Here is a 14,627-nt window from a genome sequence, read left to right as displayed (position 1 = left end):
GAACCGTTACGGATGCGTCCGTTGCATGCGATTGGTCGCTTACCGTTGCAGGAAGGACGCGGGCGCCGCCGGATACGCGTCGAGGATTTCGCCCAATGCATCCTTGAGCGGTCCGAGGAATGGCTCGTATGGCTGCCATTCTTCGGTTGCAGAACGATAAATCGGCTGGCGGACCTGTTCCGCGCTGGGTGTGCGCACGGCCCTCTCGGTTTTATAGAATTCGAGCACCTGCGATTCGAAATCGAGGCCGCAATAATCGAGCAATGCCCTCACCTCCGCCTCGGTATCGTCGACCATCCGCTCATAGATGACCCGGTGAACCCGTCCCGGAATGACCTTATCGACGTGCGCCATCAGCTTCACGTAGCTCGAATAATAGCGGCCGAGATCGGCGAGGTCATAAGTAAAGTCCTGTCCCCGGGCGAAATGTTGGCGGTAATTGGAAAAGCAGCACGATAAGGGATGGCGCCGTGCATCGATAATCTTGGCGTTGGGCAGGATGAAATGGATGAACGGAGCGAAAATCCAATTATTGGGCAGCTTGTCGACGAAGAACGGACGGTCAGTCCGCCGCTGGACCGCGCTTCGACGCAGATATTCCTGCGCAGCCTCGCGCCGAGCTTCGGGCGAGAGCCCGACGGTGTCGGTGGGATAATTGCCGATCGCCGACGCGATCGCCGGAATGTCGGGAAGCTCCGATGTTCCCTCGACCAGGCTGTGCGACGACAGGATTTGTTCGACCAAAGTCGATCCCGCACGGGGCATTCCGACGACGAAAATCGGATCGCCAGCGGGATCGCCGCCGGGGCGCGCGAGCACATTTTCGTCGTAAAGTTTGATGATCCGGTCGACCACCCGAGTCAGCTGACCGACTTTATAGGGATGATAACTGCGCCTCAGCGCATTGCCCTTGGCGTAATGCGCAAAGGCCTCGTTGCTCCGCCCGAAATCGTGGAACGCCTTGCCAAGCGCAAATTCGACATGGAAACGATCGTCGTCCTTGAGGTCTTCGCGGCCGAGCGCAAGTTCCATCGCTGCGACGTCAGCCTCCGAAAAGCGAACCGTCTTGAGGTTGGCCAAACTCCACCAGGCCTCACCCAGCGCCGGATTCAGCGCGATAGCCTTGCGGTACGCCGCGATCGATTCCTGAGCCCTTCCGACAGTCTTCAGCATGTGCCCGTAGGTCAGCAGGACGCGTGGCTGGTGCGGCGCGCGCTCGAGCACTTGGGTATAGAGTTCCAACGCCTGCTCAAAGTCGCCTAGCCGCCCCAATGTCGCGGCCTTGAGGTTGAGATTGCCAAGGCCCTCCGGATCTTGCTCGAAGATGATCTCGAGCAGCTCGAGCGCCTCGGCCGGCCGCCCAAGTCGCCCCAGCACCATCGCGAGGTTGGTGCGCGCGGGCGTGAATTCAGGCGCGATTTCGACCGCTCGGCGAAGCAGGGTCTCGGCATCCTTGAGCCGGCCGATCCGCGCCGCCAACTCTGCCAGCATGCGGATCGCGCGGACGTCAAACGGATCTTCCTTGAGATGCGACTTGAGGATTCGTTCGGCGACGTCGAGCCGGTTGTCATGCATCGCCGCCGCCGCCTCGATCAGGCGCGGATGCCAGCGGCTGGAACCTGGAAATTGCGTTGCCACGGGCAAATCCCTAGCCGGTCATTCGCACTCGCGCCAAGGGCGCGGCGCGGCTATTCGGCGCGAATGAAATATTTCGATGATATCGCAGTCGGCGACTCGACCCTGTTTGGCGACTACGACGTAACCCGCGAGGAGATCCTCGAGTTCGCGCGCAGATACGACCCGCAGCCATTCCATCTCTCCGACGAGGCGGCCGCCAAGACCCATTTCGGGCGGCTGGCGGCGAGCGGCTGGCACACCGCCGCGATGACCATGTCGGTAATCGTCCGCTCTTTTGCCGATGAAGAGCAAGCTGGTCTAGGCTCGCCAGGCGTCGATGAACTGCGCTGGCTGAAACCCGTTCACCCCGGCGACCGTCTGACGGTGCGCGGCGTGATTGTCGACAAGACTCCGTCGCGCTCCAAGCCGCACATCGGCACGATCCGGACCAAAACCACCGTCAGCAATCAGGACGGCGTCGATGTGATGACCTTCACCTCGATCGTCATGATGCTGCGGCGGCCGGACGGCAACGCCGCCTAGCCAGAGCCGGCTATTTTGCCTTCGCTTTGCGGGTTTTCGCTTTGACCGCGGGCGCGCGGGTGATGGTCGGCGCCGTCTTGCGCTTCGCTTCGGCCCAGACCTGCTGATAAGCGAAATAGGCGAGCACGGACGCGAACAACAGGAACATCGCCGCGACCACGCCCCAGCGATGGCGATTTTCGAGCTTGGGCTCGGCCGTCCATACCAGGAACGCGGCGACATCGGTGGCCATCTGCTCGACCGTCGGCGGCGGATTGCCGGGCGCGTAGGTCACCTGCCCGGCGCTGATCAGCGGCGGCGGCATGGCCAGGTTCAAATTGGCGAAATAGGGATTGTAGTGCAGGTTCGCCGGGGTCTTGGCGGTCGGGAATTTCTTGAGCAGATCCGCCGGCTGATTGCGATACCCAGTCAGCAGCGAGTGGACATAAGCCGCGCCACCCTCGCGCGCCTTGGTGATCAGCGACAGGTCCGGCGGCAGCGCATTATTGTTGCCGGCCCGCGCTGCGGTTTCATTGGCATAGGGGCTCGGAAAGGCATCCGAAGGCGTCGCCTTGCGAGTTGCCGGCTCACCGGTTTCCGGGTTGATGCTTGGCACTTCGGTCGACCATTGGTTGGCGATCGCCTTCACTTCCGCCTCTTGGTAGCCAAGGTCCTTGAGGTCGCGGAACGCCACCAGCTTGAGGCTATGGCAGGCCGAGCAAACCTCTTTGTACACCTGGAATCCGCGCTGCAGTTGCTGCCGGTCGAACTTGCCGAACGGTCCGTTGCTGGCCAGCGCGAGGTGCCTGGGTTCGAGGTGGAATTCGCTTTCGGCGGTCGCCGGCGGCGGGTTGCTGAGCGTATTCGAGACCCCGAGGACCAGCGAAATCAGGAGCACGCCGGAAAACGCCAGCCCGGCCAGCAGCGCGCCGCTGCGGATAATCCCGAGCCGCGCAAAGAAAGCGGCAATTGCGGCCGGAATGGCGAAGAGAAAGCCCATGTTGTGCCCCTGCCCTCTTTACTTGCCAGCCGCGGGCTGGCGCCGCGCGGGGCCCGCCGGAGCGGTTTTGTGCGTCTCGCCGTGCAGCACCGCTTCGGTGATCGAATTGGGCAGCGGCAACGGACGCTCATACCTGGCGATCAGCGGCAGGATGATCAGGAAGTGCGCGAAATAATAGGCCGCGGCGAATTGCGACATCCCAACATAAAACGGTGTGGCGGGGGCGCCGCCGCACCAGCCGAGCACCAGCACGTCGAGAACCAACAGCCAGAAGAAGCGCTTGAAGATCGGCCGGTAATGGCCTGAGCGCACTGGCGATGTGTCGAGCCACGGCAGGAAGAACAACAAGAGGATCGAGCTGAACATCGCCAGCACGCCCCACAATTTGGCCGGCAGGATAAAGCCGACCGTGAAGGCGCGCAAGATCGCGTAGAACGGCCAGAAATACCATTCGGGGACGATATGCGCCGGCGTCGCCAGCGGATTGGCCGGAATGTAATTGTCCGGATGCCCCATATAATTGGGCGCGAAATAGAGCGTCAGCGCGAACAGCAGCAGGAAGACGGCGGCGCCGAAGCCGTCCTTGGCGGTATAGAATGGGTGGAACGGCAGCGTGTCCTTCTCATCCTTGACGTTGACTCCGGTCGGGTTGCCCGAGCCCGGGATGTGCAGCGCCCAGATGTGCAGGATGATCACCGCGGCAATCACGAACGGCAGCAGATAATGGAGCGAGAAGAAGCGGGTCAGCGCCGCCTGGTCGGGCGCGTAGCCACCGAGCAGCCAGATGCGGATCGGCTCGCCAACCAAGGGGAAGGCCGAGAAGAAGCCGGTGATGACCTGCGCGCCCCAATAGCTCATCTGCCCCCACGGCAGCACATAGCCCATGAAGGCGGTCGCCATCATCAACAGGTAAATCACCAGCCCGAGCATCCACACCAGCTCACGCGGCGCCTTGTAGCTGCCGAAAAACAAGCCGCGGAAGATGTGAATGTAGGTGACGATGAAGAAGAAGCTGGCGCCATTCATGTGGGCGTAGCGCAGCAGCCAGCCGGCGTTGACGTCGCGCATGATGTGCTCGACCGAATTGAAGGCGCCGTCGGCCGAGGCATAATAATGCATCGCCAGGACAATGCCGGTGACGATCTGGATGGTCAGGAACAGCCCGGCGAGCACGCCGTAATTCCACCAGTAATTGAGGTTGCGTGGCACCGGATAGCCACCGCCGACCGCGCCATAGGCGAGGCGCGGCAAGGGCAGCCGGTCGTCGAGCCAGCGCATGAACGGTGACTTTGGCTCATAGGGTTTTGCCCAGGAAAAGCTCATTGACTGTCTTCCCCTCAACCGATCTGGACGACCGTCGGCGACGTGAACTGATAATCCGGCACTTGCAGGTTAAGCGGTGCCGGACCCTGGCGAATGCGGGCGGCGGTATCATAGGCCGACCCGTGGCAGGGACAGAAATAACCGCCGAACGGTCCGCGGTTCTCGCCCTCGCCAGTGCCCAGCGGGATGCAGCCAAGGTGGGTGCACACGCCCATGGTAATCAGCCAATTCTGCTTACCGGGCTTGGTTCGCTCGGCGAGCGACTGCGGGTCGCGCAGGTCGCTCAGCGGCACCGCGTTCGCCGCGGCGATTTCCGCCGGGGTCAGATTGCGCACGAACACCGGTTGCTTGCGCCACACGGTCTTGATCGCCTGGCCGGGCAGGATCTTGGAAATGTCGACTTCGGTCGAGGCCATCGCCAGCACGTCGGCCGACGGACCCATCTGGCTGATCAATGGAATGGCTACGGCCGCCACGCCGACGCCGGCGAAGCTTAATGCGGCGACATTGATGAAATCGCGACGCCGAACGCCGTCGCCGGTTTCTGCACCTTCTGCGGACTGTTCCAGCGTGGCCATGCTAACCCTTGTGACGCGAATTTCTGCACATGCCGGGAAGGCACGAGGTGGCACCGCCCCTGGAGGCACCGGGAGCGATTGGCGGGCCTGATAGCGGGCGCATCCGGGGCTGCCAAGGGGCGGATTTGGTCAACTGGTGACAGCGGCGGTGGCGCCTTCGGCCCGATGCTCGCGGCGGCCAATAATTGCCGAGCGTAGCATCACCGCGGCGGCGTAGAGCACGACGACGATCACCAGCCAACGGAGCAGCTCCAGGGGCATGGTCTTGACGATGTAGGCGGCGACAAACACCGCCGGAATGCCGCCCACGGCAAGGCCGCCGACGATCCGCAAGTCGATATCGCCGATCTGGATGTGGCGGATGCTCGCCCCCGCCCCGGTCAGCGCCGCGCCCGCCGCCATGATCGGGAAACACAGCCGCGGGTCCATGCCCATCAGGCTCAGCATGACTAGCGTCGGGGCGTAATTGCCGACCCCGAAATTGAGCAAGATGCCAAAGCCGAAATTGGCGGCGATGGCGATGATCATCAGCGTTAGCGGCAGGCTGTTCGCGGTGCCGCCGCCGGGGAACCAGTGGAGATTGGTCATCGCATAGGCCGCCGCCGCCAGCAGCAAGGCGACGGCGACGATCAACTGGATCAGCCACACCCGCGACCGCGCCACCAGCGGCGCACCCAACAGCCCGCCCATCAGCAGTGCAATCACCGAGCCGACCAGCAGGACGGGATCGACCATCACCCCGAGCGCGATCAGAAAAATGGCGGATTCGGCCATCGACGGCGGCGTCAGGCCGACCAGCATCGTCGGCGGGATCAGGCGGTCGGGGACCAGGCGGCGAAACTTGAGCCAAGCGGTGGTCGGCGCGAACGAGCCGATGCCGAGCGTGTCGAAGAAGCTGACCAGGGCGCCAACGGCGGCAGCCTCGAGGTTGGGGACGGCTTTGCGGACAATCGTCGCCCGGATCAGGATGAGTCCGAAGACGAGGATCGCCAGCGACAGCGGCACCAAAAGTGCAATCAACATGGCATTTCCCCCGTTGCCAGCGGCTCTGATCGGCGGACGCTAGAGGATTCTCGACCGGGCCGCTACAGAGCCGCCCATGAACCCACTCGACGATCAGCAACAAGCGGCGCGCGACTGGTTCGAAGCCCTGCGCGACCGGATTTGCGCCGCGTTCGAAGCGATCGAGCACGAGGCCGGCAGCGACGCCGCTTTTGCCTATACGTCGTGGGACCGCGACACGGAGGACGGGCCGGGCGGAGGCGGGATGCGCGGCCAGATGAACGGCACGGTGTTCGAGAAGGTCGGGGTCAACGTCTCGACCGTCGGTGGGCGCTTCTCGCCCGAATTCGCGGCGTCCATCCCGGGCGCCGAGGCGGACCCGAGCTTCTTCGCTACCGGCCTCAGTCTCGTCGCCCATATGGCCAACCCGCACGTGCCAGCGGTCCACATGAATACGCGTTTCATCACCACCACCAAGCGCTGGTTCGGCGGCGGCGCCGATCTCAATCCGGCGATCCCCTGCAAGCAAGACACCGACGCCTTCCATGCCCGGCTCCGCGCCGCCTGCGCCGCCCACGACCCGACGTTCTATCCGCGCTTTGCGAAATGGGCGGAGGAGTATTTCTATCTGCCCCATCGCGGCGTGTCGCGCGGCGTCGGCGGCATTTTCTACGACCATCTCGAAGGCCATTTCGACGCCCATTTCGCCTTCACCCGCGACGTCGGCGAGGCGTTCCTCGACGTTTTCCCCAAGCTCGTCCGGGCGCGCATGGCGACGCCGTTCACCGACGAGGACATGCAGCGGTTGCTCGAATTTCGCGGGCGCTATGTCGAATTTAACCTGCTGTACGACCGGGGGACTTTGTTTGGCTTGAAGACCGGCGGCAATATCGACGCCATCCTGATGAGCCTGCCGCCGCTGGCGAAATGGGCATGAGTTATGATCCGGTCGCGGACGGGGAACTGGCCGCGGTCGTCACTTTCCTCGAGATGCACACCGCGCCGGGCGCTCCTATTCCCGCTTCGCCATTGGCGCTGCGACGAACCGAACAGCCCGACCTCGACGACTATCGCGCCCTGTTCCGCAAAGTCGGGGCACGCTGGCTGTGGTTCTCGCGGTTGATGCTGGACGATGCCGCGCTCGCGGCGATCCTCCACGATCCGCAAGTCGCACTGTTCACGGTGGACGCCGCCAGCGGTGAAGCCGTCGGCCTGCTCGAACTGGATTATCGCCAGGCCGGGCAGTGCGAAATCGCCTTCATCGGCCTGGTGCCCGAACTCGCCGGCCAAGGGCACGGCCGCTGGCTGCTGGCCGAAGCCTTGCGGCTAGCATGGCGCGACGGCGTCACTCGAGTCCACGTCCACACTTGCTCGCTCGATCACCCGGCGGCGCTCAACGCCTATACCCGGGCCGGGTTCACCGCGTTCAAGCGCTCCATCGAACGCTTTGCCGACCCGCGGCTGCTCGGCATCCTGCCAGCCGACTGCGCGCCTCAGGTGCCGCTGGTCGGAACCTTGACCGCCGCACCTTCGCCGCTCAGCTGAACGTAAATCCGCGCCACCATTACCATCAGGGTCACGGAAATCGCGCCGCTGACAATCTGCACGAGGAGGGCAACAAATAGGGCGCCAACGGTCAGAGGCTCGACCCCGCCGAAGATTATTCTGGCCAAAATTCCGCCAATCGCGGTCACCGCCGCGACGGCCACCACCGCAGCGATAATCAGTACCATGAAAAAGCCGAACAGGCGCAACCAGTGCCCCCGCGTCAGCTGCCAGCTGCGGCGCAGGATTTCCATCGGCCCGACGGCTTCGGCGCTCGCCACCGGTGACGTCATCAGCATGCGGATGGCGAACCACAAAACGACGCCGCACAGCAGCAACAGCGCCAGCGCCGCCATGGGCGAGGCGTTGGCCGGCGGGCCGACGACCCTGGCCGCCAGCAAGACCGCCGCGATCAGGACCGGGACCACCCAGGCCAGCGTCGCCGCCAGATAGGCAGGCACCCGCCGCGCACCATGGCGGATCGCCTCGCCGACGGTCAGGCCGGAGCCGATCGCCAGGCGGATCACGGCGAGCTGGCCAACCAGCGCTACCAGCAACGCGAGAGCCGTTAGAACGATCCAATAGCCGGGTTTTGGCAGTTCTCCCGGGGGAGCGAGAGGCGTGGCGATATCGCTGATCACCCCGGGCAAAACAAACAGCGCCAAGGCAATCGTCGTCAGCAAGGCTCCGTCGCGGGCGATTACGGCCCTGGATTCGTCCCATGCTTGTGAAATCGATAATTTGGTCACGGCTGCCCCTCTCGAACTGTTGGGTGCTTATGCGGGCCATGGGCGACGCGTGCAATCTTGCTTGCCGCCAGCGCCCGGCGTGGCCATCTGCTGCCCAGCAATGGACGACATTGACCCCATCGAATGGCTCATCAGCGAAGCCCCTGTGCCCTATGGCGAGGCGCTGGCGGTGATGGAGGGGCGCGCGGCGGCGATCCGCGACGGCAACGCGCGCGAGTGCATCTGGCTGCTCGTGCACCCGCCCTTATTCACCGCCGGCACCAGCGCCTACCCGGCCGAGCTCAGCAATCATTTGGGGCTTCCCTTCCACGCGGCCGGCCGCGGCGGCCGCTCCACCTATCACGGGCCGGGCCAGCGAATCGGCTATGTCATGCTCGACCTCGACCGGCGCGGCCGCGACGTCCGCCGCTTCGTCCACGCGCTCGAAGGCTGGATCATCGCCACACTGGCCGAGCTTGGCGTCGCCGCCCATCGCGCCCCTGGCCGAATCGGGATCTGGGTGGGCGAAGGCCCCGCCGAAGCCAAGATCGCTGCCCTGGGCTTGCGCGTGAAGCGCTGGGTGACGCTCCACGGCTTTGCGATCAACGTCGCTCCCGACCTCACGCATTTCGGCGGGATCGTCCCGTGCGGAATCGCCGAATTTGGCGTCACGAGCCTGGCGGCGCTTGGCAGAGAAATGCCCATGGCCCGCGTCGATGACGCCATTCTCACCAGTTTTGCCAGCTTTATCAATACTTTAGCCAAGACCGACAAAGTGTCTTGAAGGCAGTCGTTGCTTCAGCCTATTGTGCACGCGATTTGGGAAGCGGGAAAACACCGCTCCAGATCGTATAATCTAGGGAGTTTTGAATGCGTGCTCTTATCCTGGTCGCCGGTGCGGCCCTGGCGGTTTCTGCGTGCAGCAGCAACGATGCCGCCGAAAACACAATGAATGTCGACGAGAATCTCGCAGCCGAGAACATCGTCGCCAATGACACGATGACCGACATGAATGCCGCCGACGCCAACATGACCATGAATGCGGACATGAACGCGACGACCGACATGAATGCAGCGGCCACGACCAACAACGCGATGTAATTCGCTTGGCTCTGCCGCAAGGGAGTGCCAACCTAAAGAGGCTGCCGGTTCAACCCGGCAGCCTCTTTTTTTACGCCTCGGCGTTGCAGCATCCCACGGGAGGTATGAATGCGTGCTCTGATCCTGGTCGCGGTTTCGGCCCTGGCGATTGCGGCCTGCAGCAAGAGCGGGTCGGTCGATAATACGACGAATATCGATCAGGTCCTCGCCGCCCAGAATATCTCGGCCAACGATACGACGGCGATCGACGCGGCGACCGACGACGATTCGAACATGGCGGCCGACGTTCAATTCACCGCGAACGCCAGCAGCGACAGCGCGGACAACGCCGCCAACAAACACTAAGCTAGGGCAGCCCGACCAGCTTGTGCGCTTGCAGCGACAGCCGCCAGCGCGGTCGCGCCATGGCGAGCGCGATTGCCGCTTCGACCGCGGCCTCTCGCTCATCGCAATCCATTGGCTGGACGAGAAAATGCGCGAAATCCCAACGCTCCAACTCGGCCGGATCGATCCCCGCCTGCGGCCAGACGAGCTTCAGTTCATCGCCGCTGCGCTGCACCACGTTGGTGCCGGCCTTGGGGCTAACGCATAGCCAGTCGATCCCGGCCACCGCCGCCAGCGTCCCGTTGCTTTCGGCGGCAATGCGGAAGCCCTGGCCGTGGAGCGCGTCGACCAGCGCCGCGTCGAGCTGCAGCATCGGCTCGCCGCCGGTAACGACGACCAGCTTCTCCTCGCCTTCGCCCCAGATCGCCGCGACATGGGCCGCAAGCTCGGTGGACGTGGCGAATTTGCCGCCGCCGGGACCATCGGTGCCGACGAAATCGGTATCGCAGAAATTGCATGGCGCCGTCGCCTGGTCGGCCTCCCGGCCCGACCACAGGTTGCAGCCGGCAAAGCGCAGGAACACCGCCCGGCTGCCCGATTGCATCCCTTCCCCCTGCAAGGTCAGGAACGTCTCCTTGACCGCATAGGTCATGCGTAGACGGTCGGGTCGGTCAGCCCGGCCTCGGCAAAGCCCCTGGCGCGCAGCAGGCACGCGTCGCAATGGCCGCAGTGGTTGCCGTCGGGGGCCGGATCGTAGCAGCTGTGGCTGAGCGCGGCGTCCAGCCCGAGGCGTTCCGCTTCGCGGGCGATGTCCGCCTTGGTCAGGTGGAGGAGCGGCGCGTGGACGGTGAAGCCAGCCCCTTCGACCCCGGCTTTGGTGGCGCGGTTGGCCAGCCCCTCGAACGCGGCGACGAATTCCGGCCGGCAATCGGGATAGCCTGAATAATCGAGCGCGTTGACGCCGATGTAGAGGTCACGGGCGCCGGCCGCCTCCGCCCAGGCCAAAGCAAGGCTCAAGAAGATCGTGTTGCGCGCCGGCACATAAGTCACCGGAATGCCGGGCGCGCCGACCGCGTCCTTGGGCACGGCGACATCGCTGGTCAGCGCCGATCCGCCGAACGCGGTGAGGTCGAGCGGCAGGACGATGTGGCGGTCGGCGAGCTTGGCGGCGATGACCTTGGCGGCATTGAGCTCGACTCGGTGCCGCTGGCCGTAATCGATGGTCAGGGCCAGCACCTCATATCCCGCCTCGCGGGCCAAAGCGGCGCAGACCATCGAATCGAGCCCGCCCGAGAGCAGGACCACCGCTCGCTTCACAACCGAATCCCGAGCCGTGCGCTGAATGCGAACATCGCCGCGTACAGGCCCAGTGTGATTGCGCAGGCGATCAGGATTGTCGGCCAGAATCCCCAACCGGAGCGGAGCATCGCGGGAATGATCAGGAACAGCGGCAACGACGGCAAGACGAACCAGAATGTGCTGGTCGCCTGGTCGGCGATTCGCAACGGGTCGCTGGTGTCGCGCCACAGCCAGATAAGGGCGATTAGGGAAGTCAGCGGCAGCGACGCCAGCAAACCGCCCCAGCCAGGGTTCCGGCGCGCGACTTCGGAGATGGTGGCGATCAGCACGCCCGAGACGACGGCTTTGACAATCAGATAGAGCATTGCCGCCCTCTAATTCGCCTGAGGCGGTAAAAGAAGGGCCGCCTGCTCGGGTGAGCAGGCGGCCCAGGTACCGGGCATACCTGCCCGATTGGGAGGAAAGCGTGCCATCCGGCACAGCGGTTGTTTACGACAGATTGGTTAAACGCACGCTTAATGAGCAGCACATTCTCCGACCCGGCGAGCCTGAATTACGTAGTTAAACGGATAATTTGCGGATATTCCTTGAGTCTCGATCCGTAACGATCGCGGGGTCAGGAGCGTCACTTTGCTCCGCCCGAAGCCGCCATTGCTGCAAGTGTATTCGATGACCGTCGACGCTTCGCTATCGCTGATGACAATCTGCTTGCAGGCTTGGCCGCTATGTTCGACGCGGGCGAGCAGCGCAGTGTCGGGAACGCATTTGCGGACCGAAGCTCCAGAATGCGGCAGACCCTGGATTTCCCATAGGCCGGGGCTGATTTGGTTCAATGCCGAGGGCTGCGCCGCGGCCAGCAGCAACAAAGCTGCACCGCCCGCACCGAGTCCCGCAATCAATCGCCCGTCCCGCATAACCGTCGCATTAGCATGGAAATCTTTCAAATCGGAGTCCCGACCCAAGCTCACGAAACCTCGTCAAGCGCGATCGGAAAACTCGTCGAACAGAAAGCACAATCGACCCGGATGATGCCATCGTCGCCGACCATCGCCGCACGCTCATCCTCCGGGAAACGGGCGATCACCGAGCGGACATAATCGGGGTCGCAGCGGCAGCCCTTGGCCAGGCGCAGGGGTGTCAATGTCCGGACTTCTTCTTCTTCGTGGAACAAGCGCCAGACGAGGTCATCGAGCGCTAATGCCGGATCGGTGAGTTCATCCGCCCGAACCGATCCTGCAAGGGTTGCGACATGCGGCCAATCGGGGTGGTCGAGCCGCGTATGTAGCCGGTCGCGGCCTTCCTCGCCCTCGGGCAAATGCTGGAACAGCAGGCCGCCGGCGCTCCAGCCGTCGTCGCGCTTCTCGGCCGCCAGGCGCACGACGCTCGGAATTTGCTCCGACTGGGTGAAATAACTTTCGGCCGCTTCGGCCAGGCTGCCGCCCTCGAGCGGGACGATGCCCTGATAGCGCTCGTCAGTTGCCGGCTGATCAAAGGTGATCGCCAGATAGCCCTTGCCGAACAGCGAGAATAACGACGGATTTGGCCCCGCTTCCGCCAGCCGGTCGGGATCGTGCCGGACGTAACCGCGCAATTCGCCGCCGAGATAATCGCAGACCAGCAGGTCGACGACGCCATTCTCGGTTTGCGCTTGGAGCGTCGTCTGCCCGGTCGGGTCCTTGAGCTGCGAACCAAGCAAAGCGGCCAGGACCAGCGCTTCGGCGAGCAGCCTCTCAATCAGTGGCGGATAGCCGTGATTTGCCAGCACTTCACTCAGCACCGGCCCGAGTCGCGCCAGCCGCCCGCGGGCATGCCGCGCCGGAATCGTCACGCCCAGCGCGACGTCGGTGGAGAGTGCGGCGGTTTCGTCAGTCACCTTGCTTGCGTTTCTCTTCATGGGGCCGAGGTTCGTTCGTCCTGAGCGAAGTCGAAGGGCGTTCGTGAGGCGGTCGTGCAAGCCAGCCGATGCGGTTCCAGTCGCCGGCGATCAACGCTTCCTTCTTGGCTCGTGTCCATCGTTTAATTCGGCGCTCGAACGCCAACGCCTCTTCTCTCGTCGGCGCCGCGTCATACCAAACCAGCTCGACCGGCCGGCGCCGCCTAGTCCAGTCGCAGCCAATCCCTTGCTGATGTTGCCAAAGACGAGATTCAAGGCGGTCGGTGTGTCCCGCATAATAGGAACCGTCGCTGCAACGAAGGAGATAGACCCAAAATTGCATTGGCGTGGTGCGAGCGCCCTTCGACTTCGCTCAGGACGAACGAGACCTGGGTCCCCTCCTTGAGCAAGAATGTTTTCAAGCTGCGGCCGCCGGCACCTCATAATCCGCGGCGGCGGCCGACAGCGTTTCGATGAATTCGCGGATGTGGCTTTCGTCGATGTTCAGCGGCGGCAGCACGCGCATGACATTGTCACCGGCGGCGACGGTCAGCAGCCCGCGGGTGCGGAGGTAATTGACGAACGCCCGGCTGTCGCTCTTGAGCTTGACGCCGAGCATCAGGCCCATGCCGCGAACGCTGTCGAACAAATGATCATGGTTGGGGATCATCTGCTCGAGACCGGCGCGGAGCCGTTCGCCCATTTGGCGGACATTACCGAGGAATTCCTCGTTGGCGACCACGTCGAGCACCGCCTGGCCGGCGGCCATCGCCAGCGGGTTGCCGCCATAGGTCGAACCGTGGGTACCAATGACCATCCCGGCGGCCGCTTTCTCGGTCGCGAAGCAAGCGCCGAGCGGAAAACCGCCGCCGATCCCTTTGGCGCTGGCCATGATGTCGGGCGTGATCCCGTATTGCTCGTGGGCATAGAGCGTGCCGCTGCGGGCGACGCCGCATTGGACTTCATCGAGCACCAGCAACAGGTCATGCTCGTCACAGGCGGCGCGCAGGCCCGTCATGAAGGCCTGGCTGGCCGGGCGAATGCCGCCCTCGCCCTGCACGGGTTCGAGCAGGAAGCCGGCGGTATGCTCGTCGATCGCCGCCAGCGCCGCGTCGAGATCGTCGAACGGGACCACCTTGAAGCCCGGCAGCAGCGGCGCGAACCCGTCGATCATCTTGGGCTGATCGGTGGCGCTGATGGTCGCCATCGTCCGGCCGTGAAACGCATTCGAGAAGGTAATCAGGTCGTGCTTGTCGGGATTGCCCTTGGCAAAATGATAGCGCCGCGCGGTCTTGATCGCGCATTCGACCGCCTCGACGCCCGAATTGGTGAAGAACACCGTGTCGGCGAACGTCAGGTCGCACAATCGCTGCGCCAGGGCTTCGCCCTGCGGGCTGCCGTAGAGGTTGGAGACGTGGATCAACTTCGCCGCCTGGGACTGGATCGCCTGGGTCAGATGCGGGTGTCCATGGCCGAGGATGTTGACCGCGATGCCGGCGGCGAAATCGAGATATTTCTCGCCCTGCTCGCCATAGAGATAGACCCCCTCGCCGCGAACCGGCCGGACCGGCGAGCGCGGATAGACGGGCATGAGCGGAGTGATGGCCATGCTTGGGCGAGTCCTTCTGAGCTGATCGGTTCGTGACGCGGCCCCGGCGGGCGCCAGTCGCGAGCCTATAGCCATCAGGCCGGCAAAGGAAAAGGCGCCCCGGATT

19 protein-coding genes are annotated in these 14,627 nt (G+C 63.9%); 6 read left to right on the top strand and 13 right to left on the bottom strand.

The genetic code is table 11. From position 1 onward, the window contains the following. Positions 1–39: 39 nt before the first annotated feature. Entirely contained in the window at positions 40–1,638 is a 1,599-nt protein-coding gene (locus RMO25_RS05645) for a sulfotransferase (protein WP_309661625.1), read from the bottom strand. 63 nt (positions 1,639–1,701) lie between these two features. On the opposite strand from RMO25_RS05645, the gene RMO25_RS05640 reads away from it, so the two are divergent. Then, complete coding sequence (locus tag RMO25_RS05640; protein ID WP_309661624.1) at positions 1,702–2,160, top strand: MaoC family dehydratase; 459 nt, start codon at positions 1,702–1,704, stop codon at positions 2,158–2,160. A gap of 10 nt (positions 2,161–2,170) precedes the next feature. Here the strand turns inward: RMO25_RS05640 and RMO25_RS05635 are convergent, their stop codons facing one another. The 4 genes from RMO25_RS05635 to RMO25_RS05620 all read right to left on the bottom strand — a co-directional run bounded on the left by RMO25_RS05635 (position 2,171) and on the right by RMO25_RS05620 (position 6,063). Beyond that, positions 2,171–3,082, bottom strand: coding sequence for a cytochrome c1 (locus RMO25_RS05635; protein WP_309661647.1), 912 nt, complete (start codon positions 3,080–3,082; stop codon positions 2,171–2,173). Positions 3,083–3,157: 75 nt separating this feature from the next. After that, positions 3,158–4,462, bottom strand: a complete 1,305-nt coding sequence (locus RMO25_RS05630) for a cytochrome b/b6 (RefSeq protein ID WP_309661623.1) — start codon at positions 4,460–4,462, stop codon at positions 3,158–3,160. Positions 4,463–4,476: 14 nt separating this feature from the next. Continuing rightward, positions 4,477–5,040 (bottom strand): ubiquinol-cytochrome c reductase iron-sulfur subunit, encoded by a 564-nt coding sequence (gene petA, locus RMO25_RS05625; protein ID WP_309661622.1) that lies wholly within the window; start codon positions 5,038–5,040, stop codon positions 4,477–4,479. 129 nt (positions 5,041–5,169) lie between these two features. Continuing rightward, positions 5,170–6,063: a TSUP family transporter gene (locus RMO25_RS05620; protein ID WP_309661621.1), complete on the bottom strand. Its 894-nt coding sequence runs from the start codon at positions 6,061–6,063 to the stop codon at positions 5,170–5,172. A gap of 76 nt (positions 6,064–6,139) precedes the next feature. Here RMO25_RS05620 and hemF point away from each other — a divergent pair, with 76 nt between their 5' ends. After that, positions 6,140–6,979, top strand: a complete 840-nt coding sequence (gene hemF, locus RMO25_RS05615) for an oxygen-dependent coproporphyrinogen oxidase (RefSeq protein ID WP_309661620.1) — start codon at positions 6,140–6,142, stop codon at positions 6,977–6,979. Next, positions 6,976–7,587 carry a GNAT family N-acetyltransferase gene (locus RMO25_RS05610; protein WP_309661646.1) on the top strand — a complete coding sequence of 204 codons (612 nt, stop codon included), beginning with the start codon at positions 6,976–6,978 and terminating at the stop codon, positions 7,585–7,587. Before hemF ends, RMO25_RS05610 begins: the two co-directional genes overlap by 4 nt. Here the strand turns inward: RMO25_RS05610 and RMO25_RS05605 are convergent. Beyond that, the gene (locus RMO25_RS05605) at positions 7,536–8,336 is read right to left on the bottom strand and encodes a glycerophosphoryl diester phosphodiesterase membrane domain-containing protein (RefSeq protein WP_309661619.1); all 801 of its coding nucleotides are present in this window, start codon (positions 8,334–8,336) and stop codon (positions 7,536–7,538) included. The genes RMO25_RS05610 and RMO25_RS05605 overlap by 52 nt on opposite strands. A 100-nt stretch (positions 8,337–8,436) precedes the next feature. Between RMO25_RS05605 and lipB the strand changes: the two genes are divergently transcribed. The 3 genes from lipB to RMO25_RS05590 all read left to right on the top strand — a co-directional run bounded on the left by lipB (position 8,437) and on the right by RMO25_RS05590 (position 9,761). Beyond that, on the top strand, positions 8,437–9,099 hold the full coding sequence (gene lipB / locus RMO25_RS05600) for a lipoyl(octanoyl) transferase LipB (RefSeq protein ID WP_309661618.1): 663 nt from the start codon (positions 8,437–8,439) through the stop codon (positions 9,097–9,099). Between the two features lie 86 nt (positions 9,100–9,185). Beyond that, a complete protein-coding gene (locus tag RMO25_RS05595) occupies positions 9,186–9,416 on the top strand; it encodes a hypothetical protein (RefSeq protein ID WP_309661617.1) in 231 nt (76 codons plus the stop codon). A gap of 108 nt (positions 9,417–9,524) precedes the next feature. Continuing rightward, complete coding sequence (locus RMO25_RS05590) at positions 9,525–9,761, top strand: hypothetical protein (RefSeq protein WP_309661616.1); 237 nt, start codon at positions 9,525–9,527, stop codon at positions 9,759–9,761. Between the two features lies 1 nt (position 9,762). Here RMO25_RS05590 and queE read toward each other — a convergent pair whose 3' ends face one another. From queE to RMO25_RS05555, 7 genes are all read right to left on the bottom strand, one after another. Then, positions 9,763–10,392 (bottom strand): 7-carboxy-7-deazaguanine synthase, encoded by a 630-nt coding sequence (queE, locus tag RMO25_RS05585; RefSeq protein WP_309661615.1) that lies wholly within the window; start codon positions 10,390–10,392, stop codon positions 9,763–9,765. Next, the gene (gene queC / locus RMO25_RS05580; RefSeq protein WP_309661614.1) at positions 10,389–11,057 is read right to left on the bottom strand and encodes a 7-cyano-7-deazaguanine synthase QueC; all 669 of its coding nucleotides are present in this window, start codon (positions 11,055–11,057) and stop codon (positions 10,389–10,391) included. The genes queE and queC overlap by 4 nt, the downstream gene beginning before the upstream one ends. Next, on the bottom strand, positions 11,054–11,404 hold the full coding sequence (locus tag RMO25_RS05575) for a DUF3147 family protein (RefSeq protein ID WP_309661613.1): 351 nt from the start codon (positions 11,402–11,404) through the stop codon (positions 11,054–11,056). Before RMO25_RS05575 ends, queC begins: the two co-directional genes overlap by 4 nt. A 150-nt stretch (positions 11,405–11,554) precedes the next feature. Next, entirely contained in the window at positions 11,555–11,983 is a 429-nt protein-coding gene (locus tag RMO25_RS05570) for a DUF3617 family protein (protein WP_309661612.1), read from the bottom strand. 20 nt (positions 11,984–12,003) lie between these two features. Beyond that, a complete protein-coding gene (locus RMO25_RS05565; protein ID WP_405051846.1) occupies positions 12,004–12,933 on the bottom strand; it encodes an Hsp33 family molecular chaperone HslO in 930 nt (309 codons plus the stop codon). Next, complete coding sequence (locus tag RMO25_RS05560) at positions 12,905–13,255, bottom strand: GIY-YIG nuclease family protein (RefSeq protein ID WP_309661610.1); 351 nt, start codon at positions 13,253–13,255, stop codon at positions 12,905–12,907. Before RMO25_RS05560 ends, RMO25_RS05565 begins: the two co-directional genes overlap by 29 nt. 75 nt (positions 13,256–13,330) lie before the next feature. After that, entirely contained in the window at positions 13,331–14,521 is a 1,191-nt protein-coding gene (locus tag RMO25_RS05555) for an aspartate aminotransferase family protein (RefSeq protein ID WP_309661609.1), read from the bottom strand. Between the last annotated feature and the right edge of the window lie 106 nt (positions 14,522–14,627).

Origin of the sequence: Sphingomonas sp., from assembly GCF_031361285.1 — a bacterium.
In the GTDB taxonomy this organism is placed as follows: domain Bacteria; phylum Pseudomonadota; class Alphaproteobacteria; order Sphingomonadales; family Sphingomonadaceae; genus Sphingomicrobium.
Note: the sequence above shows the minus strand (reverse complement) of the source record. Positions and strands in the feature narration are given on the sequence as shown.

Bases quoted from the DNA above. Each gene is read 5' to 3' on its own strand.
- RMO25_RS05640 (WP_309661624.1), top strand. From the start codon at position 1,702: ATGAAATATTTCGATGATATCGCAGTCGGCGACTCGACCCTGTTTGGC.
- RMO25_RS05630 (WP_309661623.1), bottom strand. From the start codon at position 4,462: ATGAGCTTTTCCTGGGCAAAACCCTATGAGCCAAAGTCACCGTTCATG.
- petA (WP_309661622.1), bottom strand. From the start codon at position 5,040: ATGGCCACGCTGGAACAGTCCGCAGAAGGTGCAGAAACCGGCGACGGC.
- RMO25_RS05620 (WP_309661621.1), bottom strand. From the start codon at position 6,063: ATGTTGATTGCACTTTTGGTGCCGCTGTCGCTGGCGATCCTCGTCTTC.
- hemF (WP_309661620.1), top strand. From the start codon at position 6,140: ATGAACCCACTCGACGATCAGCAACAAGCGGCGCGCGACTGGTTCGAA.
- RMO25_RS05610 (WP_309661646.1), top strand. From the start codon at position 6,976: ATGAGTTATGATCCGGTCGCGGACGGGGAACTGGCCGCGGTCGTCACT.
- lipB (WP_309661618.1), top strand. From the start codon at position 8,437: ATGGACGACATTGACCCCATCGAATGGCTCATCAGCGAAGCCCCTGTG.
- RMO25_RS05595 (WP_309661617.1), top strand. From the start codon at position 9,186: ATGCGTGCTCTTATCCTGGTCGCCGGTGCGGCCCTGGCGGTTTCTGCG.
- RMO25_RS05590 (WP_309661616.1), top strand. From the start codon at position 9,525: ATGCGTGCTCTGATCCTGGTCGCGGTTTCGGCCCTGGCGATTGCGGCC.
- queE (WP_309661615.1), bottom strand. From the start codon at position 10,392: ATGACCTATGCGGTCAAGGAGACGTTCCTGACCTTGCAGGGGGAAGGG.
- RMO25_RS05575 (WP_309661613.1), bottom strand. From the start codon at position 11,404: ATGCTCTATCTGATTGTCAAAGCCGTCGTCTCGGGCGTGCTGATCGCC.
- RMO25_RS05565 (WP_405051846.1), bottom strand. From the start codon at position 12,933: ATGAAGAGAAACGCAAGCAAGGTGACTGACGAAACCGCCGCACTCTCC.
- RMO25_RS05560 (WP_309661610.1), bottom strand. From the start codon at position 13,255: ATGCAATTTTGGGTCTATCTCCTTCGTTGCAGCGACGGTTCCTATTAT.
- RMO25_RS05555 (WP_309661609.1), bottom strand. From the start codon at position 14,521: ATGGCCATCACTCCGCTCATGCCCGTCTATCCGCGCTCGCCGGTCCGG.